This is a genomic window from Enterococcus sp. 125944, assembly GCF_051909435.1.
Lineage (GTDB): Bacteria > Bacillota > Bacilli > Lactobacillales > Enterococcaceae > Enterococcus_D > Enterococcus_D gallinarum.
This window is the reverse complement of sequence record NZ_JBQASY010000005.1, coordinates 32,426-58,152: the sequence shown is the minus strand read 5'-3', so window position 1 is coordinate 58,152 and position 25,727 is coordinate 32,426. Positions and strand designations below refer to the sequence as shown.

The following is a 25,727-nucleotide window of genomic DNA, read 5'->3' as shown; positions in this document are numbered from 1 at the left end:
ATGAAAGTGGCAACTTACAATTTACGTGTGGATACGGATTACGATAAAGAGTGGCAATGGTCTTATCGTGCGGACAAAGTATTGGCATTGATCGATTATCATGATTGGGATATTTTGTGCGTACAAGAAGTCCGGCCGACGCAAGTCGCTGATTTAGCAAGATTGACTGATTACGAGTCGGTAACTGCTGAACGAGACGGCGATGGAACAGGAGAAGGTATCGGGATCTATTATAAGAAGACGATGTTTTCTAAAGTAGATTCAGGCTCATTTTGGTTATCTCTGACACCTGATGTGCCAAGTATTCATCCAGAAGCGGAATACTTGCGTCTGTGTTTGTGGACGGTACTAAGAGATAGAAAAGGACATGACTTTTTAGTCATCGATACGCATCTGGACAATATTTCAGAAATCGCCCGTTTTGAAGGGATGAAAGTCATCTTGGAACGGTTAGCGGATAAAATCGCCGCTTTACCCGTTTTACTAATGGGGGATCTCAATGCAGAAGCAGTTGAACGCGTCCATGAATCCCTGCAAACGATTTTTGTTAACGCAAAAGAACAAAATGAAAAAGGACATTACGGTCCCAGAGGTTCCTATCAAAATTTTGACTATCAACTCCCATGGAACCAGTTAGAAGAAATTGATTATATTTATACTAAAGGATTTCGAATCATTAAAACCGGGTGTTTGACGGATTCTTGTGACGGACGGTTTCCTTCCGATCATTTCCCGTTGGAAGCAGATCTCCGATTCGATGAACGATAAAGGTGGAACAAAAATGGAAAAGACAAAATTGACGCACTTACTTGAACAAATGACTATCGATGAAAAAATCGATCAATTATTGCAACTGGCTGCTGCGTTTTATTCAGACAAAGCGGAAGAAAAAACCGGACCGATGAGTGATCTGGGACTGACCCAAGAAACCATCAACAACGCTGGAACAACGCTAGGCGTTTCCGGTGCCAAAGAAGCGATCCGAGTACAACAAGAATACATCAAAAACAATCGCCTGCAGATCCCGACGATTCTAATGGCAGATATTATCCATGGGTTTCGAACAATCTTCCCGATTCCATTGGCTCTAGGTAGTTCGTGGGATCTGAATGCTGCGGAACAAATGGCCGAAATTTCAGCTAGAGAAGCCGCTGTGTCTGGGCTCCATGTGATGTTCTCGCCAATGGTGGACTTAGTCCGAGACCCTCGTTGGGGACGAGTGATGGAATCTACCGGAGAAGATCCCTACTTGAACAGTCGCCTTGCGGAGGCTTTCGTGAAAGGCTACCAAGGAGAAGATTTGACCAATGATTTTGAACGGGTCGCCGCTTGTGTGAAGCATTTTGCGGCGTATGGCGCAGCAATTGGCGGTCGTGATTACAACACAGTCAATATGTCTGAGCGTCAATTGCGGGAAAGTTACTTACCAGGCTACCAAGCCGCACTAGCAGCTGGGGCAAAATTGGTGATGACTTCCTTTAATACGGTAGATGGGATTCCGGCTACAGCGAATCGCTGGTTGTTCCGTGATGTGTTGCGAAAAGAATTTGGTTTTGATGGCGTAGTGATCTCTGACTGGGGTGCGGTCAAAGAAATCATTGCCCATGGCGCAGCAGAGGATGAGAAACAGGCGGCAGAATTAGCGATCAAAGCAGGCGTCGATATTGAAATGATGACGACTTGCTACAACGATTATTTGAAAGAATTGATCGAAGAAGGCGCTGTTGCGGAAGAGTTATTGGATGAAGCAGTATTGCGGATCTTGACCCTTAAAAATGATCTTGGTCTTTTTGAAAATCCTCATCGTGGGGCAGATGAAGCTGCTGAAGCTAGGGTCGTACTTTCGCAAGAACATCGAACAGCCGCGAGAGAAATCGCTCAAAAATCAATGGTTTTATTGAAGAATGAGAACATCTTACCATTTAAATCAACGGAGACGGTCGCGATCATTGGACCAGCGGCTCACTCTAAAGATATTTTAGGTGCATGGTCATGGCAAGGGAAACAAGAAGAAGCCGTTTCATTGATCGAAGGGAGCAAAGCAGTTTCAGAGAACATTCTTTATGGAAAAGAACCATTCGATTATTTTGCGCCAACAGAAGCAGCGATCAATGAAGCTGTTACATTAGCTAAACAAGCAGATAAAGTGGTTCTCGCACTAGGTGAACAAGACTGGATGAGCGGAGAAGCAGCGAGCCGCAGCGATATTCGCTTGCCTGAAGCGCAGTTAGCATTATTCAAACAATTGCAGGCAGTCAATGAGCAACTCGTTGTGACCTTGTATAATGGTCGTCCATTAGATCTTCAAGGCATTGATGAAGCAAAAGCCATCGTTGAAGCATGGTTCCCTGGAACAGAAGGTGGTCACGCATTAGCAAATCTTTTATGGGGACAATACAATCCAAGCGGCCGTTTGAGTATGTCTTTCCCAGAAACAGTCGGTCAAGTACCTGTTTATTACAATACTGAAACTACCGGTCGTCCTTATGAAAGTGCACCTGATGAAAAATATGTCTCGAAATATTTGGATGTCTCCAACTATGCAAAATATCCTTTTGGTTTCGGTTTGAGCTATCACGAGGCTCAGTATAGTGAGTTAAGTTTAGATAAATCACAACTGTCTGCTGAAGAGACACTGACAGTATCCCTTCAGATCAAGAATAATAGCGACTTTGCTGGTGAAGAAACCGTCCAGTTATATCTGCGAGACCTCGTTGGTGAAGTTGTCCGACCAATCAAAGAATTAAAAGGATTCCAAAAAGTATGGTTAGAACCAGGGGAAACCAAAGAAGTAACTTTTTCAATTACGGAAGATATGTTGCGTTACGTCCACAGCAATCAGGAAACATCCAGTGATGCTGGCACATTCCAAGCCATGGTCGGCAGCAACAGTCGCGATCTGCAGATGGCTACATTCAAATTCGTAAGATAAGGATAGGAAGGTTTATATGACACAATATATTACTCTTGAAAAGAATCAGACACGCCTGAGATTTTTGAAAACCGGGGATCTGTATGAAATAGATAGCAATGGCATGATGATCAATCAACTAAATGGCAATCCGTTAGACGGCAGTTTGAATCAATTGTATCTGCGAGTCTATACATCAGAAGGGATTCGTTGGACACCGATGGTCGGTTCTAATTCAGCCAGTAAGTTTGGGTATTCCCAACAGCAGTTGTCTTGGTCAGGAGAGTTTTTGGACGTTCATTATCAAGTGGACTTGCAACTGGCAGAAGATTGCTGGTTTTGGCGAATCCAGTTAACGGGTTCTGGAAAAGCAGATATCATTTATGGTCAAGATATAGGCAATGCACTAAAAGGAGCAGTTCAGTCCAATGAAGCGTATGTTTCTCAATATCTGGATCACCACGTGACTCAGGATAACGGAACGATCGTCGTCTCTTCTCGTCAAAATCAACCGCAATCCGGCAAATTTCCATTAGTCGAACAAGGAAGTTTCCAACCCTTGCGGAGTTATTCAACAGATGGGTATCAATTTTTTGGCAGAACATACAAGGTGACTAATTTGGCGCAAGCCTTAGCGCACGAAACATTAGCGAATGAAGTGTATCAATATGAATTTGCCTACATTGCTTTGCAGTCCGAGTCTTATCAGCTATCTGACGAAACAACAGAAGTCATTTTTTATAGTGCTGTCAAGGCAGATCAGCCACAAGCAGTATCCGGTCCGCAATTCGACCGCCCTTCTCTGAAGGAACAGTTTCAAAAATTGACTTTTGAGTCATTGACGACACAGCTACTTCCGGCAAAACAACTCGGAGCAGCATTGACTGGAGAGACCTTGTCAGAAGCAGATATTTCCGCGCTATTTCCAAAACAGGAAGCAATGGAACGAATCGATGGCCAAATGTATTCATTTTTTACCGAAAACTACCGTCACGTTGTGTTGAAGGAAAAAGAAAGTGCCGTGGAACGGGCTCATGGGCATATATTGCTGAGTGGCAGTGATCTAGTGGTAGATCAGCCGTTGCTTAGTACGACGGTTTATATGTATGGTATTTTCAATTCGCAGATCGTTCTAGGGAATACGTCAATGAATAAATTATTGAGTAACAGCCGTAATGCGTTGAATGTCATGAAACGATCAGGACAGCGGATCTACTTGAAAGAACAGGATACGTGGCGCTTATTGACGATGCCATCTGCGTTCGAGATGGGGCTGAACTCTGCAACGTGGTATTACAAAACAGCAGATGATTTGATCACGGTCACGACGTATACACTGCTTGACAGCCGTGAGATCCGAACGACGATCCATAGCAAAAAGGCTTATTCATGGGCCATCAGCAACCAGTTTTTGATGGGACCAGATGAAGAAGCACCGACAGCGGTTGTGAAAAAAGAGCAGCAAGTAGTGATCACAAGCGGGACTATGTCACCAGTAAAAGAAGCGTATCCAGAATTAACTTATTATCTGCAGGCGGATCAGCCTTTTGATGTGACAGATGATTCCTTGTTCTTACAAGAAAACAGTGATGGCGCACTAACTGTTCTGACATTTGCGGATCAGTCAGAAGTTACCCTTAAGATTCAAGGAACGTTGACCGGAGATCCTTACCGAGAACAAGCGTCTTCTAAGCAGCAAGAAGAAGCAAAATATGTGACGTTCATTGATTCACTGCTGAATCAATTTGAATTGACCCATGACCAAGCAGAAGTCCAAACTCTTAATTTGCTCTCTCGGTGGTACACGCACAACATGCTGGTCCATTATTTGTCTCCTCATGGTTTGGAACAGTATGGCGGTGCTGCTTGGGGGACCAGAGATGTCTCACAAGGACCAACAGAATTTTTCTTAGCAGTCAATCGTCCAGAGATCGTTGCGTCGATCATCAAACACCTCTTTGCCAATCAATTTGCCGACGATGGCAATTGGCCGCAATGGTTTATGTTTGACCGCTACGAAAAACAAAAAGCCGACGAAAGTCATGGAGATGTGATTGTGTGGCCAATGAAAGTCGTCAGCGATTACTTGGAAAAAACGAAGGACTTCGCGATTTTAGAAACGCAAATACCTTATACAGATCGCGAAACGTTCTTAAAGACAAGTCAAACTGCTTCTCTTTATGATCATTTACAGAAAGAGATTGCATATATCGAAGCGAATTTCTTGGAAGGTACGTATCTTTCATGTTATGGGGATGGGGACTGGGATGATACCCTGCAGCCAAACAATAGCAAATTGAAAAAGCAGATGGCCAGCAGTTGGACAGTTGCATTAACTTATGAAGTGATGAAGAAACTAGCGGCACAGCTGAAAGACTATGATCCAAATTATGCTGATCATTTACAAACCATCGTCAGCGGCATTCGTACAGATTTTGATAAATACATTTTGTCCTCAGGAACCATCCCAGGATTTGTTTATATGGAAGACCCTGAACATGTGGAATTGATGATCCATCCAGAAGACAAAAAGACAGGGATTCAGTACCGATTGTTGCCGATGCAGCAAAGCATGATCGGTGAATTACTTTCTCCGGACGAAGCCGAGCACCATTTAGGCATCATCAAAGAACACTTGCAACATCCAGATGGCGTTCGCTTGATGAATCGTCCAGCGGCTTATCATGGTGGGGTCAGTACGAATTTCAAACGTGCAGAGCAAGCAGCGAACTTTGGTCGGGAAATCGGGTTGCAATATGTTCATGCCCACATCCGTTTTACTGAAGCAATGGCCAAATTGGGACAAAAAGAAGAAACTTGGCATGCTTTAGGGGTCATCAATCCTATTCAGTTGCAAGAACGCGTGCCAAATGCAGAACTGCGACAAGCCAATGTCTATTTCAGCAGCTCTGACGGCGATTTCAAAACAAGGCTTGAAGCCCAAGAGAATTTTGGTAAACTTAGAGATGGAAGCGTCGGTGTAAAAGGCGGTTGGCGCGTGTACTCCAGCGGACCAGGTATCTATTTGAATCAATTGATCAGCAATGTCTTGGGCATTCGCGAAATGGCAGATGATTTGTTCCTTGATCCTGTCTTGCCAACTGAGTTATCTGACTTAACGATGACCTACCGGGTCTTTGATCAACCGGTTAAGATCCATTTTCACGAAGCGTCAAAAGAACAGGTATTGATCAATGGCCAACCGGTAGACTATACACTAGCAGAAAACAGCTATCGAAAAGGGGCCTTTTGTTTAGACAAATCAGCAGTGCTGCCGTTGTTCAATAAGGAAATAAATCATATCGATATTTATCGATAGAAAGGAGGAGCCATGGTAGGGATCAAAGATATTGCTAAAAAAGCCGGTGTGTCTATTTCCACTGTATCCTATGCTTTGAACGGCAGCCCTAAAGTGACGGAGGAGACGCGCGCCCGTATCCAAGCGATTGCTCGTGACTTGAATTATGTTCCGAACATGGCTGCTCGTACACTGAAGCGCAGACAAACGAACATCATTGGCGTGTACCTCGCAGACTACGCGGGGAGTTTCTATGGAGAGTTGCTAGACGGGATTAAAAAAAGTCTCGAGACTTTTGGTTACGAAATGATTGTTTGCAGCGGCAAAAAATCCCATTTGTTTATACCAGAGCGTATGATCGATGGAGCCATCATTTTAGATTGGACTTTTCCTTCAGAGGAAATTGAGCGGTATGCTCAGCGGGGACATCAAATCGTTGTACTAGATCGGATCCTCGATCATGAAAATATCCATCAAGTCCTTTTGGATAATAAAGGTGGTGCGGCACTGGCTATTGATAAATTGATTTCAGGTGGCAGCCAACATGTCTTTTTACTTGCTGGTCCTGAAAAAAGTTATGATAGTCAAGAACGGTTAGAAGCCAGTATCAAAGAGCTTACCCGATTTGGCATTTCCTATGATGTAATAGCTGGTGATTTTACTGAACCCTCAGGGTATCGGGGAGCAGAAGAAATTTTAGCAAAAAATCCGCTAAGACCAATCGATATCTTTGCCTTAAACGATGAAATGGCCATCGGGGTTTATAAGTATGTACGTAAAACAGACTTAAAAATCGGAGAAGATATCCGCATCATTGGTTTTGACAATACAGAATTAGGGGCGTTTATACAGCCGCGGTTGTCGACAATTTCTTACTCGAAGCATCGTTGGGGAATGATTGCTTCAGAGAAAATCGTCAAATCGATTCAAGGAGAGCAAGTAGAGGACGAGCATATCTATACAACATTTATTGATGGACGTTCTTTTCCAAATAATTGAAAATGAAGCACCAAACAGAGGACTGTTTGGTGCTTTTTTTGCGCACGGAAATAAAAATACATGCTGTTAAATTAGATTAATAGTTATTTTATTTTTTATGATTGTATTATTTTTCTAATGTTGTTTAGAAAAAATTATAAATTTTTTTTCGGTTATTATACTTTGAGTTATTTTATTTTAGAAAATACAGTGAATTATTATTCGTTATAACATTATTAATTCTATGAAATATAAATGATGTTAGCGATTTCTATATAGGGGCATCAAGTACAAATAATTCGGATAATAGATTAATTTTTCAGTGGTAAAGATTGCTTTATTATGTGATTTTTATAATCTTATTCTAATTATATCTCTTGAACTCTTACGTTTTTTTAGTATGCTAGGTGAAATTAACTCTAAATTTATCCTTTCCAAGCATTTCAAGTAAATGTCAAACAAACTGCCTGACAAGGCCAAAAATGAGAAGAAACAAGCGGTTAGGATGTCAATTTATAATCATAATTTTGGAATGGATGAAAAAAAAATTATAATCCTTTTTTTATTTGGATATAGACTATGGATAGCATAATGCGTGTATTGCGCAATATTTTACTCATTTTCACTCAGTCAGGAGGGATAAAGTGAATCGTTTTTTAACCAATTTTCTTGTTTTTCTATTAGTATCTTCTCCTTGTTTTTCATATACAGAGGTAGTTGCACATGCAGAAAGTATCGCGCAAAAAAGTGAAACAACGGATACTTTAAACGAGTTAGAAAAGCTTAGCGATATAGATAATAAGGAAAGTATCACGAGTAACAGAGAAAGTAGCAGTGAAAGCAGTGAAGGTACCGCAAGTCAGGATAACGAAACAAACGAAACATCTGAAGCGACTGAAACAGCAGAATCGGATGAATCGCCAGCACATTCAGCATCTGAATCTCATTCCCAAGAATCTGTTACTAGTTCTTCACAAGAGTCAGAAGAACTGACGATAACCTTCAAAAGTGCTGAAGGGCGTTTGTTGGAAACAGGAGAAACAAGCCTTCAAATCAGCAAGAAAAAAGGGGAACGTCTTACAGCAACGGACATTCCTTCCTTTAAAAATCCGGCATCCTTTGAAGGCTGGCAGCTAGAAGGAAAAATTTATAGTAATGAAGCATTGCAAAACGTGGACCTAGATCATGATCAGATCCTGCTAGCAGTTTTTAAACAGGGCGTGAGTGTCCGGTCTAGCGGTTCCTTAGTAGACCTGTCCATCAAAGATATTATTGCAAGTGCAGATCCTTCACGACTTGTTGCCGTTCCAAGTCCTGCAGGCGATGGGGAAACTTACGCTGAGTATGCAAATAGTGTCGATGGCTTTCGGCAAGCCTTGTTTGATATGTATCAAAATGGCAATGGCGGTGAGTTTGCTTTGTATGTCGGATCAGGGGGTACCTTGACTTTACCGGCTGATCTGACAGCCAAAACAATACCAAGCACAGTAGACAGTAGCAATATCACGTTTTATGCATTACAAGGGAAAGTTAGTCGCTTGATATTAACTGGTCATGCTAACGATCCCATCACAGATGCGACAACATTGGCTTCAGGCAGTCGACGGGTTGATTTCTCAACGAATAATTATTTTGGCTCGGATATCGTGTTTCGCAATATCGACTATAGGGGATCGACGATTTACATGAACGGGCACAGTCTTTTCCTCAATGGGGGTGCCGTTGGAAATGGCTTTACGATATATGGTGGCACAAACAGTGGGGATCTGGAAGGCAATCCGACGATCCATGTGAATAACACGGGTTCAGGTACTTGGAATATTTATGGGGGCAACCAAAGCGGCGGAACGTTGAAGGGGAATGTAACGATCAACGTAAACAATACCGTCTCTGGGATAAGTACCATTGCAGGGGGAGCCAATGTTGGAACGATCGATGGCAATACAAAAGTAGCGATCAAGCAATTGAATGGCACATTGACAAACTATTATGGCGGTGGTGTTGGATCAAGTGCTACAAATGCAGCCAATGTGACTGGGAATGTTGAAACGACGATTGCTACAGAAAATGCCAATTTTCGGTTGGGAACGTTTGTCGGAGGGGTTCAGTATGGAACGATCGACGGTAGAATCAACAGCACTGTTTCCGGTAGTGGAGGCTGGACTGGGACAGCCAATCGTTTTATCGGCGGTTCCTATTATGGAAATATTGGCTCGGAACCTGCTAAAGATGCCATCGTAACGAATCTTGATTCGAGTCTCTATTCTACAGGCCGGGCAACTTTTGAAGGTGGTAATCGATACTCTGGCACAATCAATGGAAACATCGTAAATACGGTCAAAGCGGGTCCTAGCGCTAGTGTCGGTGGGATCGGTGATTTCAATGGCGGCGGCGGGAACAATGTCAGCACGCTCTCACAAAGTTCGATGGGAGCTTCGAATACAACGACTTACGACAATTATACTCCCGCACAACGGGCTCAATTAGCAGAAGCGGGAGCAAGTTTCAAAGTATACGGCAATATTACCTCCCATCTGGTCAGCGGTTCTTTTTCAAATGGTGCAACATATACTACAGCTGCAGGTCGCGGCGGTTATATTGATGGGAATACCACGATTGAAGTGGGGTCGATTACAGCAGATGGCAGTCCAGGTGGAGACGGTATTGCTTATAAAGGATCAAAACCGACCAACCTTGCTTATTCCACAACAACCAAAAATCGAGGGGAACTATCTGGCTGGGATATTGTCGGGGGTGGCGGCTATCCAGGAACTGCCTGGGACATCTATATCAAAGGGAATACTAAAACAATTCTAAATAATACGGTTGCTCGCTGGACCTATGGCGGCTCTTTCTCTGGAGTTATTGAAGGAAATGCATCGAATACATTGAACTCAGGGATCGTAGACACCCTTGAAGGTACTGGCTATACCGGTAGAAGAGTCTATGGTAATGGTGAAACGACGGTCAATAACGGACAAGTGGATTGGTTCTTGTCTGGCGGCGGTTGGGACGATCTTCTGATCGGTGGCGATGTAGCAGTAACGGTTTACGATGGAGTGATCAACGCCTCAATGGGAGCATCCTATGGTGTTGCCAGTTCTCATACGATCAACGGAAATTCGAATAATCGGATTTTCGGCGGGAACTTTTCTGGTACCCCACGAACTGGCTCTAATGGTTTTTCTGGTGGTGTGACTAACAATGGCAGACTGTTGGGAAATGCAAGTTTAACATTGGATTTAAGAAATTATGACGGTGAGTTTAAGCTGCCTAGCGGGACCAATATTTCAGGTGGAAATCCATTCAACAGTACAAATATTGTCGGAACAGATACATCCAATACGATTACGCTGAACATCTATACAAAACCAGGATCGGATGTCTTGAACGGTGCCACGATTTATGGGGATGGCGGCCGAACTGCTAGCAATACGAGAAGCGGCAAGATCATGATGAACATTCAAGCGGAAGATTCCAGTATTGGTAATTTATATACCACCTATTACTCGAATATTTCCTCTAATCAGATTTTGCGCGATGTAGAGATGCGTATTCAAGGGGCGAAAAGTATCAATGGGATCTCTGGCGGAAATGCAACGGACAATTTCACCAATGCAATCGTTACTAACAGCACCAATCAAGTCAAAATGATTTTTGGCGAGAATGTAGATGGAACCAATGCTTACCAAGATGAGCCCATATCTATGACAGGATTAGGTCTCGTGAATTTTACCGAATTAACTGTGACTAACGGATTGACATTGATGGCTACCGGTGGGGATATCAAAAATGGGCGCTCAGCTACAGCGGCCAATCATAGTACGACTTATCACCAGTTTGGGACGATCCAGCTGTCGAAAAATGCCGGTATTGGAATTTCTTCAGCAAACAACATGATTTCAGGCAGTAAGTTAACCATCGAAGATGAGGCAACCATTGAATCTCCTCCGGGTACTGGTCGGATCAATCTTTCCGATTTTGAAGTGCCAGATTCAAAAAAAGATCATTTGACTTGGATCAAAAATACGGAGAATGATGCTGCAGCACGAGTAAAAAGTCAGGGCACTTGGTTTGGAGAAGTCACAAGCTACCAAGTATTGACTATCAATCCAGTTGCAAACAATGCGACGCCGATCACGCCAATCACTTTTAGCGGCATCGAAAAAGCGACTGGTAAAACATTCATTGGGGACAATGATGTGACGGGAGTCAATGGCTACGGAATTGCGATTCCTGGTTCAGTGATCGACTATGAAGTCGAAATGCCCGGTATCGCTGATGGGCAAGGTTCAATTACTCATGACGTGACAGGCGTTAAAGAAAATAATGCGCCACTTGTGATTCAAGCATGGGGAACAGATATTGCTGGCATCCAGGTTCAAAAAGGGCGGCTGCTTATTCCATATACTGGGTCAAATTTACCGACACTGACCTTTACACCAGAAACCCAGAATACAGGTTCTTGGTTTTATGCTGGACAGATCCAGTCAAGCAAAGTTGCTAGTGCGACAGAAACAATCCCAGAACAATCGTCTTCAGATCCAGTCAATTGGCAGATTCCCGATGGTGAATACAGCTATCAAGTGAAGGTTTCTTACTCGAATCAAGCTGAACTTCGTGCTCAGAACGCAATCATTACAGAACAAGAAGCTGAGAACCTCACTAAAGAAGATGCATTGGACTATTTGCAGGCACAAGGACGCCCATTCTTTACAGATAGTCTGACGGAAGAAGTAATAGCAGAGATTCAAAAACCATTGGGGTCAGCAACTTCTCGCAAGCATCTTGTTTCATTCAAAGCAGGAGCAGCAAATCAATCATCTGTAGAACAAGCAGTCAATCTGGTAGTCGTGAAAAATGAGAGTGCCTTGGCAAGCAATCGGCAATTCGCTGTCTTTGCCAAAGATAGCCGCTTGACTTTAGGGGAAGCAACGGCTATCACGAATCAAGCTGATTTAGCAGCATATACGGAAGCCGCAACGATTTTTGCTGATGGTCGAGACGAGCAGTTGCCGCAAGTTGCACCAGAAGCACTCGAATCGATCCAGCAAACAAGCGAAGAAGAGCTGCTAAAAAATGTCACAACTACGTATCATTACACCGAAAATGGGCAAACAGCTGAAAAAACAGTGAATGTGGCGATCGCTGGTGAGTTGACCTTGAGCAGTGTACCGACAACTATCGATTTTGGGGCACAAAAAATCACTACCACCACTCAAACGTATTGGCCTGACATTCAAGGAGATTTGATTGTCAAAGATACACGAGGATCTGAACGAAGTCCTTGGCGGCTCACTGTGAAAGAACAGCAGAGCTTGAGTAATGGGACAGATCATTTAGAAAATACGTTGTTCTTTGTAAAAAATGGGGAAGAGCAATTACTAACAAATGGGGAAATTATCGTTGAAGAGACGGAACTGACAGAAAACGGCGACTATCATGTGAATCAAGATTGGGGAGAAACAGCGAATAAAGGTCTTAAATTAGTTGTTCCGGTAGAAAAGCAAAAAATAGGCGAATATAGCGGAACATTATCTTGGCAACTAGTATCTGCCCCTGGAAATCCATAAATGGCAGGAGAGGAAAGATGAAAAAAATCATTATTGGAAGTATGCTCGGCTGGTTATTCTTGTTTTCTGCAACTACCTTAGCTGCTGAGATAGGCGCATATGACAGCAATGGAGTAACGTCATTTTATGGCGTTTATGAGTATCCGGCAGAAAATCCAGAACCACCGGTAAAAGTACCGGGAAATCAACAATTCGACCATCGAGGGAATCAAATCTTGCCAGCAACAGGTTCTGATTATTACAGTACCATTCAACTCACAGGGGGAGCTTGTTTGTTGGCAGCACTAGTTATTTTATCAAAAAGGAGCATACGAAATGAAAAAGATTTTATTAACAGCGGGTATCGTCCTCATTAGTTCAGCATTCTTGCAGACTACTGCAGTTGCAGCAGAGTATACATCAAATGGAGCAATCACTTTTGAAGCGGATAATGATCCTACTAAACCAGTGGATCCTACCGATCCTGAAAAACCGGTTGACCCGGTCGATCCAACAGACCCAGATGGGCCAAATCTAGGGACAGCCGGTCCATTGTCAATTGATTTTGCCTCCAGTTTTCAATTTGGTAATCAAAAGATCACATCAGAAACAATGGATTACTACGCAAAGCTACAAGAATTCACTTCAGGTTCAGCAGGACCGAATTATGTGCAAGTCACAGATAAACGGGGGACTCAAGAAGGCTGGTCTCTTAGCGTCATACAGAACGGTCAATTTAAGACAGCACAGAATGAAGTGCTAGAAGGTGCTTCATTGTCAATTTCTTACGGAACAGCGATTTCCGTGACAGATATGCACTACGCACCAACTGTGGTGGAGAACCATACATTTGTCCCTGATAGTGAAATGAACTTGGTGAATGCTCCAGTAGGCAAGGGGATGGGGACTTGGATCTATCGGTTTGGTGCTGATGCATCAGAAGGAGCGGCAGCTGTAAAATTAAACGTTCCTGGTCGTTCCGTGAAGTTAGCCAAAGAATATCGAACAACGTTGACTTGGAACCTCAAAAATGTACCAGGGACTGAATAAGAAGGAGTAGAAAAATGAAAAAAAGAGCATTCGTAGGAGTGGGAATTGCTTTAGGCATTACTGTGGGGGCAGTGAATGTGTCCGCAGCAGAAACAGCGGCTTATCGGTCAAATGGGGCGGTTGATTTTATCCCTAATACCGATCCTACAAATCCCGTCAATCCGGAAAATCCTGATCCAGAAAAGCCAGTGAATCCTGTCGACCCAACGGATCCAGATGGGCCGAATCCAGGAACAAACGGGCCATTATCGATCGATTATGCGTCAAGTTTGGATTTTGGGGTCAATAAAATCTCGAATAAAAATGAAACTTATTACGCTCGAGCACAAACATACTTGAACGATGATGGGACGGCAGCAATGTTGAAAACAGCAAATTATGTACAAGTCACAGATAATCGGGGAAATAATGCTGGCTGGCGTCTGACTGTAAAACAAAATGGTCAATTCAAAAATGAGAACACATTAAATCAAGAATTAACAGGTTCAGTCATTAAATTAACGGAACCTGCTGTAAAATCCAATGCGCTAGGGGTGACTGCACCGGTTCCAACGGAGACGATCACATTAGATGCGAGCGGTTCTGAAGCAATCGTGATGACAGCCGCTGCTCAATCTGGTGCGGGAACTTGGGTCAACGCTTGGGGAGCTGTCGAAACAGTGAGAGAAAATGACAGCAATGGTCAAGAAGTTGAATCAGCGATCACTAAAGCGATCTCATTAACCGTACCTGGCAACACGCCAAAAGACGCGGTCAGCTATGAAACAACGCTGACTTGGACATTATCAGATACACCAGGAAATGAAGTATAAGAAGGAGAAAAAAATGAAAAAATTAGTAACCGCAGTAGCATTCGTAGGATTGGGATTGACAATACCGATCACTGCTCAGGCAGCAGAAGTGGCAGCTTATCATTCAAATGGACAAATCGTCTTTGAACCAAATACAGAGCCAACGGATCCAATTAGTCCAACAGACCCAGATCCAGAAAATCCAATCAAACCAGTCGATCCAACAACACCAGATGGCAAACCTGAACCAGGAACCAATGGGCCGTTATCGATCGATTTTGCCTCCAGTTTGTATTTTGGCACGCAAAAAATCACTTCAAAAACGGAGATCTACCATGCTGCATTGCAAAAATATGTGGATGCAGCAGGTGCGGAGCAAGAAGGACCGAATTTTGTGCAAGTCACAGACAACCGGGGAACGGAAAGTGGCTGGACATTGCATGTCAAACAAAATAGTCAGTTTAAAACGGCAGAAGACCAAGAATTAAAAGCAGCTCAAATTCGCTTGAATAACGGTACGATCGTTACCCCATCGGAATCACCAAAACCTTCTAATTTTAAAAGCGCGATTACATTGAATCCCAATGGTGCTGAATCATTAGTTATGAGTGCCCAAGAAGGGGAAGGGGCCGGTACTTATCTCATGAGCTGGGGCGACAGTTTATCTGCAGCCGTAGATAGTATTGAATTAGAAGTACCAGGCTCAACAACGAAATATGCCGCGAAATACAGTACCACATTTACCTGGTTGCTAACAGATACACCAACAAATCCATAGCAGTCAGCGCCCTTAGGTGTATGATTTTGACATTTAAGGGCGATACATAGATAGAGAGGAAAAAATTCATCATGAAAAAAAGTAAACAGCTCGTTACGCTGATTTTGGCAAGTCTTTTCTTGTTTATTTCGGTAAAGGGCATGGCCTCTGAATTCAATTTTGCAGTAAATCCAGTCATACCAGAGAACCAAATAGACAAATCTAAAACTTATTTTGATTTGAAGATGTCGCCAGGCTCTGTTCAAACGGTGGAGGTTCAATTAAGAAATGATACGGATAAAGACGTGATAATCGAACCTAAGATCGCTTCCGCAACGACCAATCTAAACGGTGTTGTTGAATACGGTCAGAATGATATCGAACCTGATGAAACCTTAAAGCACAATTTGAAAGATTTGGTAGACGTTGCAGAGACCATCACCATTCCTAAACAGTCTCAAGTGACAGTGCCTTTAAAAATAAGCATGCCTTCAGAATCTTTTACAGGCATGATTTCCGGGGGCTTGACATTAAAAGAAAAGCAGGAAGAATCCTCTGATCAGTCCGAGGAGCAAGGATTAGCTATCAAAAATGAATATGCTTATGTCGTCGCGATTTTGCTGCGTCAAACAACGGATGAAGTCGTTCCAGATTTGAATTTGTTAGCCGTCGAACCAAGTCAAGTGAATGCCCGCAATGTAATCAATGTGACTTTACAAAATCCGACAGCTACCTATTTGAATTCATTTCGCTTGATCAACGAAGTCACTAAAAAAGGTCAAAGCGACAGCCGCTATTCTTCTGATACTTCTGGTATGCAGATGGCACCGAATTCCCATTTCTCCTACCCCATCTCATTGGAAGGCCAAAAGCTTGAAGCAGGTACGTACGTATTGAAATCTGTTGCCTACAGCGGAAAAAATGATGAAGGACAGTATAAAGTCAAGAATGGCGATGAAGAAGAAACATATTTATACAAATGGGAATTTGAAAAAGAGTTTACAGTAGCTGGTGATGTTGCGCGGGATCTCAATCGAAAAGATGTCACCATTGAAGAAGAAAACACATGGCTGTATCTTTTGATTGGTTTGCTCTTATTGATCATTGCATTTCTGATTATTTGGTATCGCCGAAAGAAAAAGAATGAAGCAGAGTAACTGGTTTTGGAAAGTGATGATCGATGGACTGATTCTTTGCGGGTTCATTTTTCTCTCTCTCCCTTTTCTCAAAGAAAATCTTATCGGGATCCAGTTAGGACAAAAGCAATTGATCGTATCAGATCAATTACCTGATGAATTTATGGAAGAAGAGCAGATTCAGATTCCAACGATGGAAGATGTCCTTACGCCTCAACCAGCGGAATTGACTGCCTATGGATTCGTATCGATTGAAGCGCTCCAATTTCAGCAACCTCTTTTGGTAGAACTGACGAATCAACAGCTGCTGCAAGGCGGTGTTGTGATGTTTCCAAAGCGAACGCTGACCCAAGATAACTTTGTGATCTTAGGCCATCATTTAGGCAGACAAAGTTTATTGTTCGGTTTGTTGAAGCAAGCTGAAACCGGCATGGAAGTGAGTGTCACTTATTTAGACCAAACGCAAACCTATACGATTGACGAAGTCAAGCAAGTCAATGAAACAGATTTAACAGTGATTGAAAATCAGCAGCCCCTTTTAACATTGATCACTTGTCCTACACCTTCTAGGACAGATGAGCGATTGGTAATTTCGGCAAAGCCGACCTTAACGCTTTCAAAAAATGCGGAGCAATCAGAGAAAACCGTTGAAAAGAGTCAGCAGTGGAAGAGCAGGCAGTATCAAAAACAGATTTGGCAGCGGCAAGTAAGAAAAAGCTGGTTCTTTCTTCTCCTGTTTCTCCTAATTATGTGCGGGTGTCTCTGGTATGCCCATCGATTGATGGCGCGTGGGGACAGATACAAGTGATTGATTCCAGATACAACTATTTTAAGGCGGTGAAATGATCAATGAAACGCAAATTTGGCTTTGTTTTAGGAGCCTGTATTATTATCGGAATGATCGATCTGGTCACAGAACAGGTCGTATTCGCTACCATTTACAATCCGTTAAATCCTTCAGAAGAAATCGTTCCGAAAGATCCTCCGGAAATAAACGAGCCGCCTGTCGATAAGAAGGCACCAAAAACAGAAGAGCCAGCATCGCCTAAGGAAGAACCCGAATCAAAAGAGAACAATCAAAAGGTACAGCCATTGTCGAATATAGAAAAACCGTTTTTGGCTGATGGCAAGCAGCTGGCAAAACGCGTGACGGTCGAAGATATCTTCCTTGCAAATAGTCTGTCGGTCGACCTAGCGATGCCAGATGATGATTCAGATGGTGATGGCAACGACAAGCCGTCTTATCTCACGAGCTTGTGCTATTTATTTACCGGAAGTGTCCTTTATGGGCAAAAGAATGATGGAGGCCTGAAAACGCATGTTTTTGACATTTTTGAATAAAGCGGATAAGCGAAAATTGGTGCTGCTTCAATATTTGGAAAATGCGGTTTCTTTATCCGAGACAAAAGAGACATTGATGGATAATCTGACAATGTCCGAATTTCTGATCAACAAAACCGTTCAAGAATTAAATACAGACTTCTATGAATTTGGCTTGGATGACGAATTTGGCATTGTGACTGATGGGACAGTGATCAAATTAAATGCTTCGGGTCTGGCAACCTCTGATACAGTTTTGACCTACTATTTAGACCAGTCCTTGAAATTTTCCATGCTGAAAGAGTGTTTTTTTGAACAGCTTTCTTCACTTTATGAATTCGCTACGAACCATTTTTTGAGCCATACGCCTGTCTATAAGGAATTTAAACAATTCAAGCAGATCCTTAACGACTATGACATTGAGGTGACAAAGGAATTTCGATTGACCGGTGAAGAAAATGAAATAAGAGAATTCATCTTATTGTTTTTTATGAAAGAATACTATTTGAATCAATCGGTTTTTCCGAAAGAAATCGAGACGAAAAGAAAGACATTCGATATGCTTAATAGTCAAGGCTGGTTGAATCCACAGCAATCTGCTCGAATGAAGATCCGCAAAGAACAATACTTAGGAATCATTATTACCCGAATGTGCAATGGTCATTTCCTGCAAAATACCGTCGAAGACGGATTGATTAATGCAGAACACTTACGGATCATTGAAGAGCTGAAGACGTGGTTGTCTAAGATCGTTCCTATGGCGAGTCTTGCTACGTTAGAGCGGGAAGCGCGGGAAATATTGCGTTTCTTGATCGTTGAAGGCTGGTTAATAGAAAATGACCGTTACATTGATCAAAATCATTACATCACGCAATTAAATGAACATTTCTATACAGAACTTAGTGGACGTTTCACTCTTTCACAAGAACTTCTGGCATTACTTACAACTGAATTGACGAGCATTCATTACCAACTGCTTTCTTTTTCTTTCAGTTCGCGATGTGAGTATCAGCATTTGGACGTCACCTACTTTTTGGAAACATACCCTGAATATGTGGCTTTTTGTCGGAACTACCTTGAAGCCAACCGGAATCGACCAATTTTGTGGAACAATAAGGAATTCTTATTCTTTCGCTATCTGATTTTATTGATCTCAACGATACCATTAAAAGAAATATCTGTTCCTCTCTATGTATGTGTCGATTTCTCCTATGGTCGTTCGTATAATCAAATGATTCGCAACAATATTGAAAAGATTCTCGATTTGAATATTCAGTTTCAAAGTTTTCCGGATGAAAAGACTCATCTGACTCTTTCAAACATGCCTTTTTATGGGGCAATGGGGATCAATCATATTTTGTGGCTGGCGCCGCCGCGTCCAGTGGATTGGGTCAACTTTACCGAGAAAGTCGTGGGCATCCGCAGAGAATTTTTGAAAAAAAAACTTGAGAAATAAGTTCACCCAACCGATTGGGACGTGAAGGATTGCATCATTAAAAAAAGAGCTGAAATTGTTTTCAGCTCTTTTTTTGATCCCAGCTAGTGAAATAGCTGGGATTTTTTCTGCAAGAATACTTTTTTAGTTGGAAATTTGGTATGATAAGGAGAGAATTTGAAAAAGAGGTGTACCATGGCAGAAGGGAATCAAACCAAAGCAGTCATTGGTCAAACATTCGTTGAACTTTGTGAGACAAAAGAATTAAACAAAATCAGCATTCAAGAGTTGGCTGAGAAGGCGCAGATCAATCGACAAACCTTTTATTATCATTTCCCGGATAAAAAAGCATTGATTCGTTGGATCTACAAAACAGATGCGCTGATTTATCTAACATCTGAAAACATTTCGCTAGATAATTGGGAAGAAGCAGCTTTGAAAATGTTGAAGGCGATGCGGCAAAACGGAACCTTCTATCGGAAATCTGTTACTTATGACCGAGATATTCTGATGAGTGAGTTTTATCAAATTACGGAGCCGTTATTTCAGCGCTTGTTTGATGAAGTCGATGAAGAGCAACAATTGTCGCAACAAGACATTGCTTTTTACAGCCGTTTCTTTTCTTATGGCTGTAGTGGAATCTTAGAAACTTGGATTCGTGATGATTTTCCGGAAATGCCATTAGAAATCGCGACCCAACTCTTTCGCTTGGCAAAAGATGTGGAATTTTTTTCTTATCAAATTTATCAAAAAGAGGAGCAATAATCATGACGAAAGTTTTATTTGTCTGTTTAGGAAATATTTGTCGTTCACCGATGGCAGAAGGGCTTTTCAAGCAAGCAATAGCAGAACGTCAATTGCCTTGGCAGATCGATTCAGCAGCCACTAGTTCATGGGAAGCGGGTAATCCGCCTCATCAAGGAACTCGTCAACTATTAGCAGATGCGGGGATTTCTTGGCAGAACATGGTTTCCCGCAAGATCACTTCTGAGGATTTTGAAACCTATGACTGGATCATTGGCATGGATCGTAACAATTATGAGGACCTGTCAGCAATGGCTCCAGCAGGTACGCAGCATAAGCTTTACACGTACTTAAGTGTCGTTCCTGGAGAGGGAGAAGATATTCCAGATCCTTATTACACAGGAGATTTCAACCAAACATACCGCTTGATTCAAGCAGGACTGCCCCTTTGGATAGAAAAAATAAAAAATGCTGCCCAATAAAGGGAATGTTCGCTTGTTTTTTCCTCAAAATTTGTTAAAATAAAAGCAATAAACGAGAACGTATGTGCGGTTTTAGAGAAACCCGCTGCTGTTAGCAGAAAGGAAAGACCAATGGAAAAGAAATCATCTCCCATCAGACAGCTGGGCAAGTTGATTGTCATGACTTCGACAACCTTGTTGGATACTTTCTTCAGTGACAATGCCGATAAAAAAAATCAAACTGAAAAGATCAATGAGATTCGGCAAATTTTGCAAAAAGCGGCCAGTGACAAACATCTGGTCGTCTTACAAGTGAAAACCGATAAGGTTGGCAGTTTTGAAACCGTTACCGGTTGGATCGTTGGAAAAACGGTTGCGAAAGAACAAGTTGTTTTGAAACTGCAAAGTGATCGGCAACAAATTCGTATGATCCCTTTAGCCAGCGTTTTAAAGGTCAGCACATTAAAGGTCAAAGCAACGCGGCCCGAAAAGTAAAAAAAGTCTGTGACGTAAGTAAAACAAGAGACCAAGACAGCAGATAACAGCCATGTAGGCGGAAGAAGCAATCAAGCTGATCTTAGGACGTTGTTTTATTACACTCACAGACTTTTTTGTTACACTTTTTTAGTTAATCGGTAGTTGTTTTCGCTAAAACTTCTTGCAAACGCCAAGCGGTTATTCGAGCAATCAACTCATAAGGAATAGGTTCTGTAAACGAAAAACGGACTGTTCCTTTACTGGTCTTATAAGGCTGCAATTCTTTTTCAAAAGCAAGAATGGCAGAGGGTGTTGGATAAAATCCTATGTGCTCTTTTGCACAGGCAAAGTGGACGATATTCTCTGTTTGGAAATAGGTTGGCATCTGATAACGAATCCGCTCTTCGGCATCCGGCAGGACTGTTTTGATTACATGTCGGACCTCCTGCAATACAGTGGAATGATCCGGAAAGCCAGCAATATACTGATCAACTGTTTCAATGGTGTTTGTCATAAAGCCCCCCCTTTTTGTATTGATTGTACTACAGAAAGGAATTTTACAAAAAAAGGAGCCTGTCAGTGGGTGGCTGACAGGCTAGGAGTTAAAAATGAAAAGTGTTAGTTAGGGTTGTTTGTTGGTATGCTTATACTATAGTCGGCAAATGTGAATTTTTTGTGGAGAAAAGCTTGGAAAGTTTTAAAGATTGCTTTCTAGAGAAAAAGAGGCAAAAAATTACCCGCCGGTGGGTGGCCGGCGGGAAGGAGTTAAAAATGAAAAAGTGTTAGGGTTGTTTGTTGGTATGCTTATACTATACTAACTAAATATGAATATTCTGTGACAAAAGTTTTCGGAAGTTCTTAAGAAAAGATAACGATTCGGTTACACGTGCTGATTTTTTTCATTGAAGTATTTTTTCAACGTACGATAAAGATCGATGTATTGAGCATCAGCAGCTGCATAATCCCATAGATAAGTTGCCATCGTTGGGTTCATTTTTTTCATCAATTGATTGGAACTAATCACTAAATCATAGGTTTCCTTCAATTGCGGATCATAAGGATCCGCTTGCACAAAGGTCAGGTCTTGCAGAAATTGATTCAAGGATTGGACAAGTAAAAAGTTGTCTTCCAAAACGACACCGACATGCAGCCGATTGGCGTAGCGGATCTTATCATAGAATGGTAACAAGACGTGAGTAAACATCGCTGCTAACTGTTCTTGATTGGTGTCATTGATATAGTCTACATTATTGGAAGAGCGATAGTCGGTAAAGAATTGATCGATATGCTGATGCAATTGTTCCTGTGGCAGACCATGTCCCATGGAAAGGGTGAGCAGCCGGTAAATATTAGGAAACGGTTGTCGAAAGACGTAGTTGCCAAAGGTCGCATTGATTAGATTACCAATCAAGATAGGATCATCTAAAAGTTCCTGCTGTCCAGCAAAATAGGTCTGTTTCATTTGGGCAAGGAAATCAGAAACTAACGGATAGATCGGATTCTGTTTAGTCGTATAGAATGTCAATGTTTGTTGCAAGGAAGGATCTTCCTCAGACAAGTAGAAGGGTAGCATTTGGGAGAGCAAATAGATAAAACTTGATTCTCCTTTAAGCTGTTTTTCTGTTAATTCAGTATCGGCAGTCAACGTGGTACGCAAGCGATTGAAATCATAATAGCGATTGTTTTTCATCAAAAAATTATAACGGCGGTCGTATTTTGCAAAATTCGCTTTTCTAATGCGTAAAAGGACCAACGCAGCAAAATATTTTAACTCTAGCTTCCCTAGATAAGAACGAGAGATAGGAAAATAGCTAGCAAACTCATCGACGAAAGCTTCTGCATCAGACTCAGAAACGGCAAAAGGCCATGTGATCCCCCGGACGCCTAACCAAATGATATTGAATAAGGAAAGACGCACTAAGCGCTCGTCGCCAACGAGATTCGATTCTGTATAAGTAAAACGCAATTGAAACTGCTTCAAATGGTTTTTTAGATGTTCGAATTTTCGGGATACTGTTGAACGGCTGACATCATATTTCTTGCAAAAATCCGTAATGGTAGGATTTTCTTCATTCAGCATATAAAGAACATATAAGAATGGTACGCTCTTGTTCAAAAGATAAAACCGGTACTCATCAATCGTTGCCGCAATATTTTGGGGCTGCAGCTTGCCACCACGTCCAAGTATTGACAAGTGATCCGGGGTCAACTCGTGTAAATCTTGATCGATCTCAGTCAACTCAATGAATGTTTGCTGATAGCTCAAGTCCATTTCTTTGGCTAATTGCGCGATTGGATGATTTGGATTTTGTAAAGTAAGCATGCGCCGGAATAATTTAAATTTGATCAACGTTTGCGGATCCATCATAAGTTCTTCGTAAAACATAAATATCCTCCTTTAATGGGTCTATTGTACCTGTTTTTGTTTCAACTGTCAGTCTTTTATCAAAAAAAATGGCCTACCTTTCAAAAATGGTAGGTCATTTTTAATGAATTAATGATTTTTGACGGATTTCGGTTCTTTTTTGCACCAAGCCCAAACGAGACCTATGATGAAACCGATGATTGCAGGTGCCAGCCAACCCATGCCGATTTTGAAGAACGGCAAGTATTGCTCTGCAAATTTCAATAACTGCTGAACGACAGCAGTGTCTCTAATCAATGCCGGGCAAGCATTTAATCCGTCAATAATGGCTGCCACCAGGGTGAAATAAGTGGTCATACGGTACACACTGGCACGATGCTGGAACAATGGACTAATGATCGCCAACAAAATCAATGTAATGGCCAGCGGATAGACAAACATCAGAACAGGAGTTGAAAACTCAATGATTTTCGTCAGACCAACATTTGCAAAGATCGCCGGTAGAATGCTGGCAACAGCACTGAAAAACAAGTAGCTTCTTGCAGGAAACAATTCTGCAAAGGTTTCGGCAAATGCGGTGATCAATCCGATCGCAGTTTTCAAACAAGCTAAAATGACGATCAATGCTAAGAGCAGACTTCCAGAGCGGCCTAAGTAATGGTTGGCTACTTGTGCTAAAGCGATCCCACCATTGGCACTGATCGCAAATTTTCCTAGGCTCATCGCTCCCATGTAGGAAAGCAATGTGTAGATGATCCCCATCAGAAAGATACTGATAGAGCCAGAAAGAATCGTATCTTTCGCGATTTCGGAAGGTTTCGTGATACCCATGTTACGGATCGCAGTCACAATAATGATGCCAAAGGCTAATGAGGCTAGTGCATCCAACGTATTGTACCCATTTGTGAAGCCGGTGAAGAAGGCGTGTTCTTGGTAAAGCGGAGAAACAGGCGCCTCTTGGATGGTACCCATTGGCTGCGTAAAAGCAAAGACTAAAAGTAAGCCAAGCAATACCAAAAAGAGGGGATTCAAGAATTTTCCTACGTAATCCAATATCTTACTAGGCTTGCGTGAGAACCACCACGCAGCCCCAAAGAATAATAGTGAAAATACGGCCAACAAGGGTGCTTGGAGATCTTGGGAAACAAAGGGTACAAGTCCGATCTCAAAGGAAGTTGTGGCTAACCGAGGGAGTGCAAAAAAAGGACCAATCACTAAATAAAGCAACACAGTGAAAATAATGGCATAACGGCGGTTGATCCGTGAAGCTAATTCGAAGACACCCGTACTTTGGGAAAGACCAAATGCGATAACGCCTAAGAATGGTAACCCAATTCCGGTCACTAAGAAACCTAAATTGGCAAGGGCTACATTACTACCAGCTTCTTGTCCCATATGCACTGGGAAAATCAAATTTCCCGCACCAAAAAATAGACCAAACAACATAGAACCAACATACAAATAGTCTTGAATACGTAACTTTTTCTTCATATCAACTTACTCCTATAGTTCTCTAGTTTTAAAAAAAATAACAAAAAAATGATCAAATAGCAACTCTTAGTTGACCAAGGCCAAAAAAAGAAACCAGGGAACAAGCGACAAGAAGATGATTCGGTAAGGACGAGCAATGCCCTCTTGTAAGACAGGAAGGCACTGACTGTTCGTCTAAATCATTTTGTCTGCAACTTGTACCCTAGTTCAGCACAGGATCAATTAAGTACCCGCGATAGAAATTCTTTCGTCCGCTGTTCTTTTGGATGGATAAAGATTTCTTCTGGTGTGCCTTCTTCAGCGATCACACCTTTGTCCATGAAGATCACTCGGTCAGAGACTTCTTTAGCAAAGCCCATCTCATGGGTCACGATGACCATAGTCAGCCCAGTATGAGCTAACGCATTCATCGTTTTCAAAACTTCTCCGACCATCTCTGGATCAAGAGCTGAAGTTGGTTCATCGAATAACATCACATCAGGATCCATTGACAATGCCCGGGCAATGGCTACCCGTTGTTTTTGTCCACCAGATAATTGAGCCGGTTTTGCTTTGACGTAGCGGCTCATGCCGACTTTTTCCAAGTTCTCCCGAGCAATTTTTTCTGCTTCGGCGCGATTTCTTTTTAGAACAGTGACTTGGCCCGTGACACAATTTTCCAGAACATCCATGTTATTAAAAAGGTTGAAGGACTGGAACACCATCCCTAAATGAGTCCGATAGTTTGGTAAGCTGTATCCTTTTTCTAGGACATTTTCGCCCATATAAATGATTTTTCCACTGGTTGGCTTTTCTAAAAGATTGATACACCGAAGCAGTGTGGATTTCCCTGAACCGGAGGAGCCGATAATCGTTACGACTTCACCTTTATTGACCGAAAGACTAATGTCTTTCAAAACGACATTGTCGCCAAAACTTTTCTTTAAATGATCGATTTCGATAATTGCTGACATCTGTCTTC

Annotated in this window: 20 protein-coding genes; 16 read left to right on the top strand and 4 right to left on the bottom strand. The window is 42.1% G+C overall.

Annotation, left to right across the window (positions count from 1 at the left end; genetic code table 11):
* From ACTFWY_RS06095 to ACTFWY_RS06020, 16 genes are all read left to right on the top strand, one after another.
* Positions 1-768, top strand: a complete 768-nt coding sequence (locus tag ACTFWY_RS06095; RefSeq protein ID WP_003128105.1) for an endonuclease/exonuclease/phosphatase family protein — start codon at positions 1-3, stop codon at positions 766-768.
* A 13-nt stretch (positions 769-781) separates the two neighbouring features.
* Positions 782-2,932: a glycoside hydrolase family 3 N-terminal domain-containing protein gene (locus ACTFWY_RS06090; protein WP_439926658.1), complete on the top strand. Its 2,151-nt coding sequence runs from the start codon at positions 782-784 to the stop codon at positions 2,930-2,932.
* A gap of 16 nt (positions 2,933-2,948) precedes the next feature.
* Positions 2,949-6,230 (top strand): GH36-type glycosyl hydrolase domain-containing protein, encoded by a 3,282-nt coding sequence (locus ACTFWY_RS06085; protein WP_096710889.1) that lies wholly within the window; start codon positions 2,949-2,951, stop codon positions 6,228-6,230.
* A gap of 12 nt (positions 6,231-6,242) precedes the next feature.
* Positions 6,243-7,208 (top strand): LacI family DNA-binding transcriptional regulator, encoded by a 966-nt coding sequence (locus ACTFWY_RS06080; RefSeq protein WP_003128108.1) that lies wholly within the window; start codon positions 6,243-6,245, stop codon positions 7,206-7,208.
* A 623-nt stretch (positions 7,209-7,831) separates the two neighbouring features.
* Positions 7,832-12,760 (top strand): hypothetical protein, encoded by a 4,929-nt coding sequence (locus ACTFWY_RS06075; RefSeq protein ID WP_439926660.1) that lies wholly within the window; start codon positions 7,832-7,834, stop codon positions 12,758-12,760.
* Between the two features lie 17 nt (positions 12,761-12,777).
* Positions 12,778-13,116 carry a hypothetical protein gene (locus ACTFWY_RS06070; RefSeq protein WP_060813242.1) on the top strand — a complete coding sequence of 113 codons (339 nt, stop codon included), beginning with the start codon at positions 12,778-12,780 and terminating at the stop codon, positions 13,114-13,116.
* Positions 13,076-13,789, top strand: coding sequence for a WxL domain-containing protein (locus ACTFWY_RS06065; RefSeq protein ID WP_156247558.1), 714 nt, complete (start codon positions 13,076-13,078; stop codon positions 13,787-13,789). Before ACTFWY_RS06070 ends, ACTFWY_RS06065 begins: the two co-directional genes overlap by 41 nt.
* Positions 13,790-13,803: 14 nt before the next feature.
* Positions 13,804-14,601 (top strand): WxL domain-containing protein, encoded by a 798-nt coding sequence (locus tag ACTFWY_RS06060; RefSeq protein ID WP_138371288.1) that lies wholly within the window; start codon positions 13,804-13,806, stop codon positions 14,599-14,601.
* A 13-nt stretch (positions 14,602-14,614) separates the two neighbouring features.
* The gene (locus tag ACTFWY_RS06055) at positions 14,615-15,358 is read left to right on the top strand and encodes a WxL domain-containing protein (RefSeq protein ID WP_409534081.1); all 744 of its coding nucleotides are present in this window, start codon (positions 14,615-14,617) and stop codon (positions 15,356-15,358) included.
* Positions 15,359-15,429: 71 nt separating this feature from the next.
* The gene (locus ACTFWY_RS06050) at positions 15,430-16,494 is read left to right on the top strand and encodes a DUF916 and DUF3324 domain-containing protein (RefSeq protein ID WP_409534082.1); all 1,065 of its coding nucleotides are present in this window, start codon (positions 15,430-15,432) and stop codon (positions 16,492-16,494) included.
* Complete coding sequence (locus tag ACTFWY_RS06045; protein ID WP_439926661.1) at positions 16,481-17,281, top strand: class A sortase; 801 nt, start codon at positions 16,481-16,483, stop codon at positions 17,279-17,281. The genes ACTFWY_RS06050 and ACTFWY_RS06045 overlap by 14 nt, the downstream gene beginning before the upstream one ends.
* A 41-nt stretch (positions 17,282-17,322) precedes the next feature.
* On the top strand, positions 17,323-17,814 hold the full coding sequence (locus ACTFWY_RS06040; RefSeq protein WP_347083040.1) for a hypothetical protein: 492 nt from the start codon (positions 17,323-17,325) through the stop codon (positions 17,812-17,814).
* Positions 17,792-19,249, top strand: coding sequence for a helix-turn-helix domain-containing protein (locus ACTFWY_RS06035; protein ID WP_257602011.1), 1,458 nt, complete (start codon positions 17,792-17,794; stop codon positions 19,247-19,249). The genes ACTFWY_RS06040 and ACTFWY_RS06035 overlap by 23 nt, the downstream gene beginning before the upstream one ends.
* Before the next feature lie 174 nt (positions 19,250-19,423).
* Positions 19,424-19,993: a TetR/AcrR family transcriptional regulator gene (locus tag ACTFWY_RS06030; RefSeq protein ID WP_005470091.1), complete on the top strand. Its 570-nt coding sequence runs from the start codon at positions 19,424-19,426 to the stop codon at positions 19,991-19,993.
* 2 nt (positions 19,994-19,995) lie between these two features.
* Positions 19,996-20,454: a low molecular weight protein-tyrosine-phosphatase gene (locus ACTFWY_RS06025; RefSeq protein ID WP_060813234.1), complete on the top strand. Its 459-nt coding sequence runs from the start codon at positions 19,996-19,998 to the stop codon at positions 20,452-20,454.
* Positions 20,455-20,565: 111 nt separating this feature from the next.
* Positions 20,566-20,928 (top strand): hypothetical protein, encoded by a 363-nt coding sequence (locus tag ACTFWY_RS06020; protein ID WP_409534085.1) that lies wholly within the window; start codon positions 20,566-20,568, stop codon positions 20,926-20,928.
* Positions 20,929-21,061: 133 nt separating this feature from the next.
* On the opposite strand, the gene ACTFWY_RS06015 is transcribed toward ACTFWY_RS06020, so the two are convergent.
* The 4 genes from ACTFWY_RS06015 to ACTFWY_RS06000 all read right to left on the bottom strand — a co-directional run bounded on the left by ACTFWY_RS06015 (position 21,062) and on the right by ACTFWY_RS06000 (position 25,719).
* Positions 21,062-21,424: an iron chaperone gene (locus ACTFWY_RS06015; RefSeq protein WP_060813233.1), complete on the bottom strand. Its 363-nt coding sequence runs from the start codon at positions 21,422-21,424 to the stop codon at positions 21,062-21,064.
* A gap of 366 nt (positions 21,425-21,790) precedes the next feature.
* On the bottom strand, positions 21,791-23,296 hold the full coding sequence (locus ACTFWY_RS06010; protein ID WP_252712230.1) for a helix-turn-helix domain-containing protein: 1,506 nt from the start codon (positions 23,294-23,296) through the stop codon (positions 21,791-21,793).
* A 108-nt stretch (positions 23,297-23,404) separates the two neighbouring features.
* Positions 23,405-24,766: a branched-chain amino acid transport system II carrier protein gene (gene brnQ / locus ACTFWY_RS06005; protein ID WP_409534088.1), complete on the bottom strand. Its 1,362-nt coding sequence runs from the start codon at positions 24,764-24,766 to the stop codon at positions 23,405-23,407.
* 218 nt (positions 24,767-24,984) lie between these two features.
* Positions 24,985-25,719, bottom strand: a complete 735-nt coding sequence (locus ACTFWY_RS06000) for an amino acid ABC transporter ATP-binding protein (RefSeq protein WP_003128125.1) — start codon at positions 25,717-25,719, stop codon at positions 24,985-24,987.
* Between the last annotated feature and the right edge of the window lie 8 nt (positions 25,720-25,727).